Origin of the sequence: Burkholderia mayonis, from assembly GCF_001523745.2 — a bacterium.
GTDB classification, from domain to species: domain Bacteria; phylum Pseudomonadota; class Gammaproteobacteria; order Burkholderiales; family Burkholderiaceae; genus Burkholderia; species Burkholderia mayonis.
Map to the genome: position 1 here is coordinate 1,729,622 of NZ_CP013386.1, position 15,370 is coordinate 1,744,991.

Sequence of the window (15,370 nt, forward strand, 5' to 3'; positions counted from 1 at the left end):
TTCGCGGCCGGCTCACCACTCAATTCACCGAGACAGCAACACACAGGACTTCCACGATGAACGACCGATCCATCGACCGAAACGCCGACGCCCCGTCCGGGCAGGCGGCCGCCGTCGCGGCGAAGCCGGCCGGCATGCGGCTCGGCCTGTCGAACTACGTCGGACTCGCGCTCGCGCTCCTTGCGCTGATCGCGCTTTTCTCGATGCTCAGCGCGCACTTCCTCACGTACGACACGTTCAGCACGATCGCGAACCAGATTCCCGATCTCGTCGTGCTGTCGGTCGGCATGACCTTCGTCCTCATCATCGCGGGGATCGACCTGTCGGTCGGCTCCGTGCTCGCGCTCGCGGCGTCGGTCGTGAGCGTCGCCGCGCTGCGCTGGCAGTGGCCGCCGCTTGCCGCCGCGCTCGCCGGCGTCGCGGCGGCCGCCGCGACGGGCACGTTGACGGGCGCCGTCACGGTCGGCTGGCGGATCCCGTCGTTCATCGTGTCGCTCGGCGTGCTGGAGGCGGCGCGCGGCGTCGCGTACCAACTGACGAATTCGCGCACCGCGTACATCGGCGATGCGTTCGACTTCCTGTCGAATCCGATCGCGCTCGGCATCTCGCCCGCGTTCCTGATCGCGGTCGCGGTCATGATCGCCGCGCAATTCGTGCTCGCGCGCACGGTGTTCGGCCGTTATCTCGTCGGCGTCGGCACGAACGAGGAAGCGGTGCGACTGGCCGGGGTTAACCCGCGCCCGTATAAAATCATCGTTTTCGCGCTGATGGGCGCGCTCGCGGGACTCGCCGCGCTGTTCCAGATCTCCCGGCTCGAAGCCGCCGATCCGAACGCGGGCGCGGGCCTCGAGCTGCAGGTCATCGCGGCCGTCGTGATCGGCGGCACGAGCCTGATGGGCGGTCGCGGCTCGGTTGTCAGCACGTTCTTCGGCGTGTTGATCATCTCGGTGCTCGCGGCGGGTCTCGCGCAGATCGGCGCGAACGAACCGACCAAGCGCATCATCACCGGCGCCGTGATCGTCGTAGCCGTCGTGCTCGACACGTATCGCAGCCGGCGCGCGCGAGGGTAGCAAGAACAACGAACCAGAGAGAAACGGAATGGCGACGATCAAGGATGTGGCGGCCATCGCCGGCGTGTCGTTTACGACGGTGTCGCACGTGGTCAACAATTCGCGGCCCGTGTCGGCCGACGTGCGGGCCAAGGTCGAGCGGGCGATCCGCGAGCTCAACTACGTGCCCTCGGCCGTCGCGCGCTCGCTGAAGGCACGCTCGACGGCCACCATCGGCCTCGTGGTGCCGAACAGCACGAACCCGTATTTCGCCGAGCTCGCGCGTGGTATCGAGGATCAATGCGCGCTGTCCGGCTACTGCGTGTTCCTGTGCAATTCGGACGACGATCCGGAAAAGCAGCGCAACTACCTGCGCGTGCTGCAGGAAAAACGCATCGACGGGCTCATCATCGCGTCGGCGGGCGACGACGCGGTGCTCGCGCAGACGCTCGCCGACACGCGTGAGCCGCTCGTCGTGGTCGACCGGAACATCGAAGGGCTCGCCGCCGATCTCGTGCAGATCGACCACGAGCGCGGCGCGTATCTCGCAACGCGGCATCTGCTCGAGCTCGGTCACGCGAAGATCGGCTGCATCACGGGCGCCGTGTCGACCGCGGTGAGCGCGATGCGCGTGCACGGCTTCATCCGCGCGATGGCCGAGCGCGGCGTCGACATCGTGCCGGGCGCGATCGCCGAAAGCGATTTCTCGTGCATCGGCGGCTATCACGCGGCCGTGCGTCTCTTCGACACCGTGCGCCCGAGCGCGGTCTTCGCGGGCAATGACCTGATGGGGCTTGGTGCGCTGCGCGCGGCCGCCGAGCGCGGGATCCGCGTGCCGGCCGACTGCTCGATCATCGGCTTCGACGACATCGAGCTGTCGCGCTACACGTACCCGGCGCTGTCGACGGTCGGCCAGTCGGTGCGCGCATTGGGCGAAATGGCCGCGCAGACGCTGATCGAGCGGATCGGCGGCGGCGCGTCGGGCGCGCCGCAGCGCCGGCGCGTCGTGTCGCCGCGCCTCGTGCTGCGCGAATCGACGACCGTCTACGTGGAGCCGGCCGACGCCGGGTATCGCGGATGACGGCGGCGCTCGAACGTGCGGCGGAACGCGCCGCGCCCGCGCGCGGCGGCAGGGTGATGGTCGTCGGCAGTCTCAACATGGATCTCGTCGTGCGCTCGCCGCGGCTGCCGCAGCCGGGCGAGACGCTCGCCGGCCGCTCGTTCGCGCAGGCGGCGGGCGGCAAGGGCGGCAACCAGGCGGTCGCGGCCGCGCGACTCGGCGCGCAGGTCGCGATGCTCGGCCGCGTCGGCGCCGACGAGCACGGCGCCGCGCTGCGCGCGGGGCTCGCCGCCGAAGGGATCGATTGCGGCGCGCTGTCGGTCAGCGCGACGGCGACGACGGGCGTCGCGCTCATCGTCGTCGACGACACGAGCCAGAACGCGATCGTGATCGTCGCGGGCAGCAACGGCGAAGTGACGCCCGACTCGATCGCCGAGCACGAGGCGGCGCTCGCGGCCGCGGACGTGCTGATCTGCCAGTTGGAGACGCCCGAGGACGCGGTCCGCGCGGCGCTGGCCGCAGGCCGGCGGCTCGGCAAGACGGTCGTGCTGAATCCGGCGCCCGCCGTCCGTCCGCTGCCCGCCGACTGGCTGCCGCTCATCGATTACCTGATCCCGAACGAAGTCGAAGCTGCGGCGCTGACCGGGCTGCCGGTGCGCGATCCGGCGAGCGCCGAGGCGGCCGCGCGAGCGCTCGCGGCAGCGGGCGCGCGCAACGTGATCGTCACGCTTGGCGGGCAGGGCGCGGTCGCGCTGACGGCCGACGGCGCGGCGCGCCACTATCCGGCGCCGCGTGTCACCCCCGTCGACACGACGGCGGCGGGCGACACGTTCATCGGCGGCTTCGCCGCGCGGCTCGCCGCGGGCGCCGCGCCGCCCGACGCGATCTTGTTCGCGCAGCGCGCGGCGGCGCTGTCGGTTACGCGGGCGGGCGCGCAGCCGTCGATTCCGACGCTCGCCGAGCTGGACGCGTTCGCGCCGGACCCGGCGTGACGCAGGCCACGCCGCGCCGGTTCTCGTAAGCAAAAAGAAAGAAAATATCGATCCGGTGCATGTGGCGAACACGATTTTCTTCAGATCGATCGCTGCACGGATCAAGACTTCCTGTCTAGCGCCGTAAACAAGCCAGGCGGAGCAAACGTTTCGCTGCCGCGGGCTGCGTCGGGCAGCCCCGTCGTCTTCACGATGCGTCACAGGAAGAACCATGCTGCTGAAGAACCTCACGATCAGGACGCGCCTCGCCGTCACGATGGCGCTCCTTTCCGTCCTGCTGTGCGTCGTCGGCGCGCTCGGCCTGTTCGGAATGAGCCAGGCCAACGACGCGAATTACGAAACCTTCTCGAACCAGATGCCGAGTGCGATCGACGTCGCGAGCGCCGAGCTGTTCGCCGCGCGCGAGCGGCTCGTGCTCGATCGCGCGGTGATGCTCGCGGGCACGCCCGACGCGACGCCGACGATCGAGCGCGCGCGCCAGATGCGCGGGATTTCCGATTCGTGGTGGAAGAAATACCTCGACCTGCCGCGCAGCGCGGAAGAGGATCGCCTTGCGCAGGACGTTGCGGCGAAACGGCAGGTGCTGCAGCGCGAGCTCGACGCATTCGTCGACCTCATCAACGCGAACGACCACGACAGGATCCTCGCCGCCGCGAAACGGATGCAGACGGTCTTCAACGACTTCGCAGTCGCGGGCGAGACGCTGCGTACGTTCCAGCTCAAGCAGGCGAGCATCAATTTCAACGATGCGCAAAGCGTATACGCGGCGAGCCGGATCGCGAGCATCGTGTCGCTCCTGGCCGGCCTCGCGATCGCGTTCTATTGCTTTCTGAACCTGCGCGCGGCGATCGCGCGGCCGCTCGCCGATGCGCTCGGCCATTTCGACGCGATCGCCGCGGGCGAGCTGCGTCATTCGATCGTCGTCGAGCGGCGCGACGAGATGGGGCTGCTGCTCGAAGGGCTCGCGAAGATGCAGACGAGTCTCGCGGACATGGTGCGTTCGGTGCGCGTCGGCGGCGAGTCGATTGCGACGGCGGCCAAGCAGATTGCCGCGGGCAACATCGATCTGTCCTCGCGGACGGAGGAGCAGGCGGCGGCGCTCGAAGAGACGGCGTCGAGCATGGAGGAACTGACGGGCACGGTGCGGCGCAACGCAGACAGCGCGCGGCAGGCGAGCGCGCTCGCGGCGAGCGCGTCGGAGATCGCGAACAAGGGCAACGCCGTCGTCGGCCAGGTGGTCGGCACGATGGGCGACATCAACCAGAGCTCCGCAAAGATTGCCGACATCATCTCGATCATCGAGGGAATCGCGTTCCAGACCAACATCCTCGCGCTGAATGCGGCCGTCGAGGCGGCGCGCGCGGGCGAGGAAGGGCGCGGCTTCGCGGTCGTCGCAGGCGAGGTGCGCAGCCTCGCGCAGCGCTCGTCGGCGGCCGCGAAGGAGATCAAGGAACTGATCGACACGTCGGTCGAGCGCGTGCGCACGGGCTCGACGCTCGTCGACGAGGCGGGCCGCACGATGAGCGAAGTGATCGGCGCGGTGCGGCGCGTGACCGACATCATGGGCGAAATCGCGGCCGCGTCGGAGGAGCAGAGCAGCGGGATCGATCAGGTGTCGCGCGCGGTGTCGCAGATGGACGAGGTCACGCAGCAGAACGCGGCGCTCGTCGAAGAGGCCGCGGCGGCCGCGCAATCGCTCGACGAGCAGGCGGCGCGGCTGCGCACGACCGTCTCGGTGTTCCGGGTCGACGACGGCGACGCGCGCGACGTCGCCTCGCACGCGCCGACGCGGCCGGCGGCAGGCGTCGCGCACAAGGCGGCGAGCGTCGTCGCGCCGATCCGGTCCGTCGCGTCATCCGGTGCGCCGAGCGTGGCGGCAGCGGCGCTCAAGCCCGCGCCGTCCGCATCGCCCGCGACGCCTGTGCACGCGGCTACGGCTGCGAAGCCAAAGCCCGCGCCGCGCGCAACGGCCGCCGCTACACCTGCCGCGAGCGATAGCGATTGGGAAACCTTCTAATTTGAGATAGGAATCGCATCGGACAACGATCTATCCCCAATTTGACGAAAAGACGACGCCCGCCGCCAGCGGGCGTTTTCGCATCGAAAGCGATCGTTCGCGTGTTCGTGCATTCGTCGCGCGCGGGCGGCACGCGTTTTCCGATGCGCGGGCTCGCGATGTGCATCGAGGGCGGCATCGGCGTATCGGCATGCGCGGTCGAAACGCGCATGTCGAAGATGGGCATGGGGCGAGCACGCGTCCTCGATGACACGTGCATGACCGACGCGCGTTCGACTGCGTTCCGACTCGCGCGATCGTCCGCGTCGATGTCAGGGGCATCGCACCGTTGCGCGCGCCGCAAAAAATTTGTAACGGCGCATTTGCGCTGTCGACGCAAACGACGCGTCGCGCGTATATGAAAAGAAGCGGGATGGCGGTTCGGCGAGCGCGCGAGCGTCAACGGACGAGACGATCCGCTGCCTGAATGGAGAGCGCCGATGCAGCGTTGGCGCGAAGCGGGAGAACCATTCTAGAGCAGCAAAAAGTGCTTTCCAAGCAGCGTTTTCCGCAATGTCGAAAACCGCGGCGAGGCCGTTGAAGTAGTTCGTGAAAAAAAAAGTAAATGGGTTTAGGATGAAATCGAACGGTCCTGCTTCGACATGATCTATACGAAGGCAAGATCGTCTTCAGACTCAGGCGAGGAGGTAGCATGGATATTTACAGCAGCTTCGCGAACCGCTTCGAAAAAACGCGAGAGGAAGAGTTCTCGCTGGAGGAGTATCTCGCGCTCTGCAAAAACGATCCATCGGCGTACGCGACTGCCGGCGAACGCATGCTGGCGGCCATCGGGGAGCCGGAACAGGTCGACACGCGCAACGATCCGCGCTTGTCGCGGATTTTCGCGAATAAGGTGATCAAGGTATACCCCGCGTTTCGCGAGTTCTACGGCATGGAGGAGGTGATCGAGCAGGTCGTCGCCTACTTCCGCCATGCGGCGCAAGGGCTCGAGGAAAAGAAGCAGATTCTCTACCTGCTCGGTCCGGTGGGCGGCGGCAAGTCGTCGATCGCCGAGCGCCTGAAGCAACTGATGGAGCGTGTGCCGTTCTATTCGCTCAAGGGCTCGCCCGTCAACGAATCGCCGCTCGGCTTGTTCGACTACGACGAAGACGGTCCGATTCTCGAAGAGCAGTACGGCATTCCGCGCCGCTACCTGAAGAGCATCCTGAGTCCGTGGGCGGTCAAGCGCCTGCACGAGTACAACGGCGACATCCGGCGCTTTCGCATCGTGCGCCGCTATCCGTCGATCCTGCGGCAGATCGGCATCGCGAAGACCGAACCCGGCGACGAGAACAATCAGGACATCTCGTCGCTCGTCGGCAAGGTCGATATCCGCAAGCTCGAGCAATACGCGCAGGACGACGCCGATGCGTACAGCTATTCCGGCGGCCTGTGCCTCGCGAACCAGGGCCTCCTGGAATTCGTCGAAATGTTCAAGGCGCCGATCAAGGTGCTGCACCCGCTCTTGACCGCGACGCAAGAAGGCAACTTCAAGGGCACCGAAGGATTCGGCGCGATCCCGTTCGACGGCATCATCCTCGCGCACTCGAACGAGTCCGAATGGAAGGCGTTTCGCAACAACCGGAACAACGAGGCGCTGCTCGACCGGATCTTCGTCGTCAAGGTGCCGTACTGCCTGCGCGTTTCGGAAGAGATCAAGATCTACGAGAAGCTGATCCGCAACTCGTCGCTCGCCGAGGCTGTGTGCGCGCCCGGCACGCTGAAGATGATGGCGCAGTTCTCGGTGCTCACGCGCCTGCACGAGCCGGAGAATTCAAGCCTTTTCTCGAAGATGCAGGTGTACGACGGCGAGAATCTGAAGGACACCGATCCGAAGGCGAAGTCGTATCAGGAGTATCGCGACTACGCGGGCGTCGACGAAGGGATGACGGGCGTGTCGACGCGCTTCGCGTTCAAGATCATGTCGCGCGTGTTCAACTTCGATTCGACCGAAGTCGCGGCGAACCCGGTGCACCTGATGTACGTGCTCGAACAGCAGATCGAGCGCGAGCAGTTCCCGCCGGAAACCGAGCAGAAGTATCTGTCGTACGTGAAGGACCTGCTCGCGTCGCGCTATGCGGAGTTCATCGGCAAGGAGATCCAGACCGCGTACCTCGAGTCGTATTCGGAATACGGTCAGAACATCTTCGATCGCTACGTCACGTATGCGGACTTCTGGATCCAGGATCAGGAATTCCGCGATCACGACACGGGCGAGAGCTTCGACCGCGCCGCGCTCAATGCCGAGCTCGAGAAGATCGAGAAGCCGGCGGGCATCAGCAATCCGAAGGATTTCCGCAACGAGATCGTGAACTTCGTGTTGCGCGCGCGGGCCGCGAACGGCGGCAAGAATCCGGCGTGGGTCAGCTACGAAAAGCTGCGCGTCGTGATCGAAAAGAAGATGTTCTCGAACACGGAGGAATTGTTGCCGGTCATTTCGTTCAACGCGAAGGGCTCGGCGGAGGAACAGCGCAAACACGAAGATTTTGTCAACCGGATGGTCGCGAAGGGCTATACGCCGAAGCAGGTGCGGCTCCTGTGCGACTGGTATCTGCGCGTGCGCAAGTCGTCATGACGCGCGCAACGCGACGCCCGCGCGGCCGCGCGCGGGCACCTTGAGAGACGCCGCCCGCATCGCGGCAGCCCCGCGTGTGCGCGGCGTGCGTCCCGGCGTATCGACATTCGAGCGGGAGACAGGGCGTGCTTCATCAAATCATCGACCGCAGACTGGCCGGCAAGAACAAGAGCATTGCAAACCGTGAGCGCTTCCTGCGCCGCGTCAAGAACTACATTCGTCGCGCGGTGTCCGACGCGGTGCGCGATCGCAGCATCAAGGACATCCAGAGCACGCAGAGCATCACGATTCCCCGCAAGGACATCGCGGAGCCGACGTTCCGGCACGGGCCGGGCGGGCGGCGCGAGATCGTGCATCCGGGCAACGCCGACTACGTGCGCGGCGACAAGATCCCGCGTCCGCCGGGCGGCGCCGGAGGCGGCGGCAGCCAGGCGAGCAACGAAGGCGAAGGTCAGGACGACTTCGTGTTCGAGCTGTCGCGCGAGGAATTCATGCAGTACTTCTTCGACGATCTCGAACTGCCGCGCCTCGTCAAGACCCATCTGCTGACCGTGCCGAGCTGGAAGAACGTTCGCGCGGGCTGGGCGGCCGAGGGCACGCCGAACAACATCGACGTCGTGCGTTCGCTGCGAAGCGCGCTCGGCCGGCGCATCGCGCTCGGCTCGCCGCTCGTCAACGAACTGCACGAGCTCGAGGAAAAGCTTGCCGCGCTGAAGGAGGAGCCGGGCGATCATCGCGTCGAGATCGCGCAGCTCGAGGATGCGATCCATCACCTGAAGGGGCGCATCTGGCGCATTCCGTTCATCGATCCGTTCGACCTGCGCTACGTGAACCGCGTGAAGATGCCCCAGCCGTCGAGCCAGGCGGTGATGTTCTGCCTGATGGACGTGTCGGGCTCGATGGACGAGCAGCGCAAGGATCTTGCGAAACGCTTCTTCATCCTGCTGTACCTGTTCCTGAAGCGCAACTACGAGCGGATCGAAGTCGTGTTCATCCGCCATCACACGCGCGCGGAGGAGGTCGACGAGGACACGTTCTTCCATTCGACCGAAAGCGGCGGCACGGTCGTGTCGAGCGCGCTCGAGCTGATGCGCAAGGTGATGGACGAGCGCTATTCGCCGACCGAGTGGAACATCTACGGCGCGCAGGCGTCGGACGGCGACAACTGGACGGACGATTCGCCGAAGTGCCGCAAGATCCTCGACGAGGACATCCTCTCGAAGGTGCGTTACTTCGCATACATCCAGGTGACGCCCGAAGAGCAGAACCTGTGGCTCGAGTACGCGCAACTGGCGTTGTCGCAACCGCATCTCGCGATGAAAAAAGTGGAGTCGGCGGCTGACATTTATCCAGTGTTTCGCGAACTCTTTGAAAAGCACGTGGAAACCTGATGACGACACGCCATCCGCATAACGAAGCGCGCGGCTATGAGCCGCGCCGCAAGAGCGACGACGCATCGGAACCTGCCGCAAACGAGTGCGGCGCGTCGCCCGACGCGGCGGAGCAGCACCCAGGAGCAGGAGCGCCCGCGAGCGGGCTCAAGGAAGCGCGTATGAACGTTGCCGACCGCAAACCGCTGCCGTGTCCGTCCGATTGGACCTTCGAGCTGATCGAGGAGTACGACACCCATATCTCGCAGGTCGCGGAGCAGTACGAGCTCGACATCTATCCGATCCAGCTCGAGCTGATCAGCGCCGAGCAGATGATGGACGCGTACGCGTCGGTCGGCATGCCCGTCAACTACCGTCACTGGTCGTTCGGCAAGCACTTCCTGTCGACCGAGAAGAGCTACCGTCGCGGGCAGATGGGGCTCGCGTACGAGATCGTCATCAATTCGAACCCCTGCATCGCGTATCTGATGGAAGAGAACACGATGACGATGCAGGCGCTCGTCATCGCGCACGCGGCGTACGGGCACAACTCGTTCTTCAAGGGCAACTACCTGTTCCGCTTGTGGACCGACGCGCATGCGATCATCGACTACCTCGTCTACGCGAAGAACTACGTCGCCGAATGCGAAGAGCGCTACGGGCTCGACCGCGTCGAGGAACTGCTCGACTCGTGCCATGCGCTGATGAACTACGGCGTCGACCGCTACAAGCGGCCGCAGAAGCCGTCGCTCGCGAAGGAATCGGAGCTGCGGCGCGAGCGTGAGGCATATCTGCAGTCGCAGGTCAACGAACTGTGGCGCACGTTGCCCGGCAAGAAGCCCGAGCTCGCCGAGGAGCAGGAGGAGCGCTATCCGCCGGAGCCGCAGGAGAACCTGCTGTACTTCGCGGAGAAGAACGCGCCGTTCCTCGAGCCGTGGGAACGCGAGGTGATCCGGATCGTCCGCAAGATCGGCCAGTACTTCTATCCGCAGCGGCAGACGCAGGTAATGAACGAAGGCTGGGCGACGTTCTGGCATTACACGCTGCTCAACACGATGTACAACCAGGGCAAGCTCGCGGACGGCTTCATGATGGAGTTCCTCCATTCGCACAGCAACGTGATCTACCAGCCGCCCGTGACGAAGCCGTACTACAGCGGGATCAATCCATACGCGCTCGGTTTTTCGATGATGAGCGACATCCGCCGGATCTGCGAGTCGCCGACCGAAGAAGACAGCAAGTGGTTTCCGGAACTCGCCGGCAGCCCGTGGCTGCCGGCGATGCACTACGCGATGCGCAACTTCAAGGACGAGAGCTTCATCGCGCAGTATCTGTCGCCGCACCTGATCCGCGAGATGCGCTTGTTCTCGGTGCTCGACGACGACATGCGCGACGCGCTCGAAGTGTCGGCGATCCACGACGACAGCGGCTACCAGTACGTGCGGCAGGCGTTGTCGCGGCAGTACGACATCCATCACCGCGAGCCGAACATCCAGGTGTGGTCCGTCAATACGCGCGGCGACCGCAGTCTCACGCTGCGCCACTTCATGACCGACAACCGCCATCTGTCGAACGACAGCGACGAGGTGCTCAAGCACATGGCGCGGCTCTGGCAGTTCGACGTGTTTATCGAAAGCGTCGACGAGACGGGAACGGTCCGCAAGCGCTACGAGTGCCGCTACGCGGCGCCGGAAATCCGGCTCTGACGGCGCGGCGCGCACGCCGCCGCCGCCGCCGTTGACCGACCGCCATTGGCGCCGTTCACGATCCGCCCGCCGTTGCCGTTTCTGTCGCCGCGGCGCGCGGCCCCCAGTCTTGCACGAAACGCGAGCCATCCGGCTCGCGTTTTCGCTGAATGCGCGGGCGACCGGAAATTATTTTTTCGACATCCGGGCGATCCCGGGCAGCCAGTTACATTACATTTCGCTAGAATCGCGGCCACGCCGAGGTGGAACCGGTATCACCGCGTGCGTCGAACAAGAAGGCGGCAGTTCACCACCGCCAGGCCATCCAAGAGAACCTCAAGGAAAAGACCATCCATGAATGATCAGACCGCCGTCGCCGCCGTCACGCGGCAAGACGTCCGGCGCCGCGTACTCGCGATCGTGGGCGCATCGTCGGGCAACCTCGTCGAGTGGTTCGACTTCTACATCTACTCGTTCTGCGCGCTGTACTTCGCGCCGGCGTTCTTCCCGAGCGGCAACACGACGACGCAACTGCTCAACACGGCTGGCGTGTTCGCGGCGGGCTTCCTGATGCGCCCGATCGGCGGCTGGCTGTTCGGCCGGATCGCCGACAAGCACGGCCGCCGCGCCGCGATGATGATCTCGGTGCTGATGATGTGCGGCGGCTCGCTCGTGATCGCGGTGCTGCCGACCTATGCGCAGATCGGCGCGCTCGCGCCGTTCCTGCTGCTCGTCGCGCGGCTGTTTCAGGGGCTGTCCGTCGGCGGCGAATACGGCACGAGCGCGACCTACATGAGCGAGGTCGCGCTCAAGGGCCGCCGCGGGTTCTTCGCGTCGTTCCAGTACGTGACGCTGATCGGCGGCCAGCTCTGCGCGCTCCTCGTGCTCGTGATCTTGCAGCAGACGCTGTCGACCGCCGAACTGAAGGCGTGGGGCTGGCGGATTCCGTTCGTCGTCGGCGCGGCGGCCGCGCTGATCTCGCTGTATCTGCGGAAGTCGCTCGACGAGACGTCGACGAGCGAATCGCGCAAGGCGAAGGATGCCGGTACGATCCGCGGCGTGTGGCAGCACAAGGGCGCGTTCCTGACGGTGATCGGCTTTACCGCCGGCGGCTCGCTGATCTTCTATACGTTCACGACGTACATGCAGAAGTACCTCGTCAACACGGCGGGGATGCACGCGAAGACGGCGAGCAACGTGATGACGGCGGCGCTCTTCGCCTACATGCTGATGCAGCCGGTGTTCGGCGCGCTGTCGGACAAGATCGGCCGCCGGATGTCGATGATCCTGTTCGGCACGGGCGCCATGATCGGCACGGTGCCGCTGATGCACGCGCTGGGCGGCGTGACGAGCCCGTATGCGGCGTTCGTCCTCATCGTCGTCGCGCTCGCGATCGTCAGCTTCTATACGTCGATCAGCGGTCTCATCAAGGCCGAGATGTTCCCGCCCGAAGTGCGCGCGATGGGCGTCGGCCTGTCATACGCGGTCGCGAACGCGATCTTCGGCGGCTCGGCCGAGTACGTCGCGCTGTGGTTCAAGTCGGTCGGCAGCGAGTCGAGTTTCTACTGGTACGTGACCGTGCTGTGCGCGATCTCGCTCATCGTGTCGTGGCGGATGCGCGATCCGAGCAAGGAAGGGTATCTGCGCCACGAGCCCTGATCGCGGCTCGGCCGCGCGGCGGGGCCGTCCGGTTCGGCGCTCGCCGCGCGATTCGATTCGAGCGAGAGCGGCGGCGCGTCGGGGAGCCCGTGCGGCGCGCGTGCAAACGGCGTTTCGCATCATCGCGAAGCGCCGTTTTTACATGTGCGCGTCGTTATTGCCGCAGCCGATAAGCGTAGCGGATTTGCTTCGTTGACCCGTGCGCGCGAGCGCCCCTAGATTCGCTGTCTCGACGGAATTCATGGGGTCGTCATGACACGCGCATCGTTTTTCGGCCGACGTTCGCTCGCGGCCTTGCTGGCCGCCGCGCTCGCCGCCGCCTCGGTTTTTGCCACGCCCGCGGCCCGCGCCGAAGGGCGCATCCGGATCGCCGAGCAATTCGGCATCGTCTATCTGCTGTTGAACGTCGCGCGTGACCAGCACCTGATCGAGCAGAATCCGGACGGTGCGGTCGACGCGTATCTGCGCGTGAACCACTCGAAGGCGGGTCGCGCGCTGCTGCTGAATATCGTCAAGGATCCGCAGGTGCAGTTCAAGATCGCGCCGCAGAACACGTTCGCGCTCGCGCAGTTCATGCATCGCGTCGGCGCGATCCGCAACGAGCCGAAGACCTGGCGCGATTATTTCTTCGACGATCCCGCGACCGCGCAGGGCAGTTGATGCGTGTATCGTCGCGTTTCGCGCGGCCGGTCGCACTCGGCGCGTTTCGGCACGAGACGTGCGCCGCGCGGCGATGCGATTTATGCGACCGGCATCCGGCATCCGGCATCGAAGCAATGTCAATGCGACATCGGCGTGACATCGACGTGACGTCAATGCGGCGCTCGCGATATCGATATCGAAAATGCTTCGTTGTGCGCAGCGCCCACGAGCCTTAATCTGAACCCGTAGTTCGTGTGACACCTCCTTGACTGGGATTCTCGCCCGCTTTCGCAGCGGGCATTTTTTTTGATCGTCCCGGCGGGACTCGATGGAGTGCGGCGCATGGCGGCAGAACCGTCAACCCTGTTTGCGAATCCGGCCGATGCGGCGAGCGGGCGTGCGGCAAGCTGCTCGCCGTCGATCGCGTGACGCTCGAATACCGCAGCCGCGAGCGCGTTGTGCGCGCGATGCAGCAGGTGAGCTTCGACGTCTACGGCGCGGATCGCTTCGTGCTGCTGGGGCCGTCCGGCTGCGGCAAGTCGACGTTGCTGAAGGCGATCGCGGGCTTCGTCGCGCCCGTCGAGGGCGCGATCACGCTCGCGGGCGAACCGGTGCGCGGCCCGGGCGCCGACCGCATCGTCGTGTTCCAGGAGTTCGATCAATTGCCGCCGTGGAAGACGGTGCTCGAGAACGTCGCGTTTCCGCTGCGGGCGGCGAAGAAGCTGCCGCGCGCCGAGGCTGCGGCGCGCGCAGGTTCGGCGCTCGACAAGGTGGGCCTGAGCGCGTTCGCCGATGCGTATCCGCACACGCTGTCGGGCGGGATGAAGCAGCGCGTCGCGATCGGACGCGCGCTCGCGATGGAGCCGCGCGTGCTGCTGATGGACGAGCCGTTCGCCGCGCTCGACGCGCTCACGCGCCGGCGGATGCAGCACGAGCTGCTGCGGCTGTGGGACGACGCGCGCTTCACGCTGCTGTTCGTCACGCATTCGATCGAAGAGGCGCTCGTGATCGGCAACCGGATTCTGCTGCTGTCTCCTCATCCTGGACGCGTGCGCGCGGAGCTCAACAGCCATCATTTCGCCGAAGGCAGCGTCGGGCGCGCGGATTTTCAGCGGACGGCGGACCGAATCCATCGGCTGTTGTTCGACGAGCATGGAGCGCACGCATGAGCACGAATACGAGCGCGCGGATCGCGCCGCCCGTGCGCGACGAGTATGAGATCGCGCTTGCGCCGACTGCGCCGGCTGGCGCCGTTCCGACGGGCGATCCGTCCGCCGTCGGCGAGCGCGACATCGGCTCCGCACCGCTCGCGCGGCCGTCGGCGTTCGCTCGTCTGCGCGACGCGGGATGGCTGCGCAAGATGCTGATCGCGTTCGTGCTGATCGCCGGATGGGAATTCGCCGCGCGCGCGATCGACAACGATCTGCTGCTGCCGACCTTCAGCGCGACCGCGCTTGCCTTCGCGCAGGGCATCGCGAACGGCGAGCTGCCGGCGAAGATCGCGGTGTCGCTGTCGGTGCTGCTGCGCGGCTATGCGCTCGGCGTTGCTTGTGCGTTCGCGCTGACCACGCTGGCGGTGACGACACGCATCGGCCGCGATCTGCATGACGATGCTGGCCGCGATGTTCAATCCGCTGCCGTCGATCGCGCTGCTGCCGCTCGCGTTGCTGTGGTTCGGCCTCGACACGGGCAGCCTGCTGTTCGTGCTCGTGCACGCGGTGCCCTGGCCGCTCCCGCTAAACACGTTCGCGGGCTTTCAGGCGGTGCCCGCGACGCTCAGGATGGTCGGCCGCAATTGCGGGCTGACGGGCTCGCGTCACGTCGTCTCGATCCTGATTCCGGCCGCGCTGCCGTCGATTCTCGCGGGGGGCGTTCGCGTGGCGCACGCTGATCGCGGCCGAGCTCGTGTTCGGCGCGAGCGCGGGCGGCGGCGGGCTCGGCTGGTACATCTTCCAGAATCGCAACGCGCTCGATACGGACCGCGTGTTCGCGGGGCTCGCCGCGGTGATCGTGATCGGACGGATCGTCGAGCACGGCGTGTTCGACGCGCTCGAACGCGTGAGCGTCAAGCGCTGGGGCGCGCAACATAGCGCGCCGCGCGCATTTGCTTCGCGCATCCGCGCGCAATAGCAAGAAAACTGCTGAGGTCAGCAGCATTTCTTGGTTCGAAAGCGGTGCATGCACTGATACGGTGACGGACTCGCGGCGCTTCACGCTGCGTCGCTCATCCGGCCGGACGCGTCGCGCGCCGGCTTCACGACAAAACAAGAGATCAAGAGATC

The 15,370-nt window shown here is 65.9% G+C and carries 8 protein-coding genes and 3 pseudogenes; all 11 read left to right on the top strand.

Annotation, left to right across the window (positions count from 1 at the left end; genetic code table 11):
- The first annotated feature begins 56 nt into the window (after nucleotides 1-56).
- Nucleotides 57-1,070 (top strand): ABC transporter permease, encoded by a 1,014-nt coding sequence (locus tag WS70_RS08685; RefSeq protein WP_059597057.1) that lies wholly within the window; start codon nucleotides 57-59, stop codon nucleotides 1,068-1,070.
- A 28-nt stretch (nucleotides 1,071-1,098) separates the two neighbouring features.
- Nucleotides 1,099-2,130 (top strand): LacI family DNA-binding transcriptional regulator, encoded by a 1,032-nt coding sequence (locus tag WS70_RS08690; RefSeq protein WP_059470131.1) that lies wholly within the window; start codon nucleotides 1,099-1,101, stop codon nucleotides 2,128-2,130.
- Entirely contained in the window at nucleotides 2,127-3,101 is a 975-nt protein-coding gene (gene rbsK, locus WS70_RS08695) for a ribokinase (protein WP_059597056.1), read from the top strand. The genes WS70_RS08690 and rbsK overlap by 4 nt, the downstream gene beginning before the upstream one ends.
- 211 nt (nucleotides 3,102-3,312) lie before the next feature.
- Nucleotides 3,313-5,118, top strand: a complete 1,806-nt coding sequence (locus WS70_RS08700; protein ID WP_059597055.1) for a methyl-accepting chemotaxis protein — start codon at nucleotides 3,313-3,315, stop codon at nucleotides 5,116-5,118.
- Nucleotides 5,119-5,809: 691 nt separating this feature from the next.
- Entirely contained in the window at nucleotides 5,810-7,732 is a 1,923-nt protein-coding gene (locus tag WS70_RS08710) for a PrkA family serine protein kinase (RefSeq protein WP_059470127.1), read from the top strand.
- 125 nt (nucleotides 7,733-7,857) lie between these two features.
- Nucleotides 7,858-9,123 (top strand): YeaH/YhbH family protein, encoded by a 1,266-nt coding sequence (locus tag WS70_RS08715; protein WP_059470126.1) that lies wholly within the window; start codon nucleotides 7,858-7,860, stop codon nucleotides 9,121-9,123.
- Nucleotides 9,123-10,808 carry a SpoVR family protein gene (locus WS70_RS08720; protein WP_059470125.1) on the top strand — a complete coding sequence of 562 codons (1,686 nt, stop codon included), beginning with the start codon at nucleotides 9,123-9,125 and terminating at the stop codon, nucleotides 10,806-10,808. Before WS70_RS08715 ends, WS70_RS08720 begins: the two co-directional genes overlap by 1 nt.
- A gap of 333 nt (nucleotides 10,809-11,141) precedes the next feature.
- Entirely contained in the window at nucleotides 11,142-12,446 is a 1,305-nt protein-coding gene (locus WS70_RS08725; RefSeq protein ID WP_059597053.1) for an MFS family transporter, read from the top strand.
- 426 nt (nucleotides 12,447-12,872) lie between these two features.
- Nucleotides 12,873-13,106: pseudogene (locus WS70_RS33800) on the top strand (ABC transporter substrate-binding protein); the annotation flags it as partial.
- Between the two features lie 324 nt (nucleotides 13,107-13,430).
- A pseudogene (locus WS70_RS08735) lies at nucleotides 13,431-14,257 on the top strand (ABC transporter ATP-binding protein).
- Nucleotides 14,254-15,218, top strand: a pseudogene (locus WS70_RS08740) (ABC transporter permease). The pseudogenes WS70_RS08735 and WS70_RS08740 overlap by 4 nt, the downstream one beginning before the upstream one ends.
- Nucleotides 15,219-15,370 lie beyond the last annotated feature (152 nt).

Excerpts from the sequence above, each read along its gene's own strand:
- WS70_RS08685 (WP_059597057.1), top strand. The coding sequence starts at position 57 with ATGAACGACCGATCCATCGACCGAAACGCCGACGCCCCGTCCGGGCAG.
- WS70_RS08690 (WP_059470131.1), top strand. The coding sequence starts at position 1,099 with ATGGCGACGATCAAGGATGTGGCGGCCATCGCCGGCGTGTCGTTTACG.
- rbsK (WP_059597056.1), top strand. The coding sequence starts at position 2,127 with ATGACGGCGGCGCTCGAACGTGCGGCGGAACGCGCCGCGCCCGCGCGC.
- WS70_RS08700 (WP_059597055.1), top strand. The coding sequence starts at position 3,313 with ATGCTGCTGAAGAACCTCACGATCAGGACGCGCCTCGCCGTCACGATG.
- WS70_RS08710 (WP_059470127.1), top strand. The coding sequence starts at position 5,810 with ATGGATATTTACAGCAGCTTCGCGAACCGCTTCGAAAAAACGCGAGAG.
- WS70_RS08720 (WP_059470125.1), top strand. The coding sequence starts at position 9,123 with ATGACGACACGCCATCCGCATAACGAAGCGCGCGGCTATGAGCCGCGC.
- WS70_RS08725 (WP_059597053.1), top strand. The coding sequence starts at position 11,142 with ATGAATGATCAGACCGCCGTCGCCGCCGTCACGCGGCAAGACGTCCGG.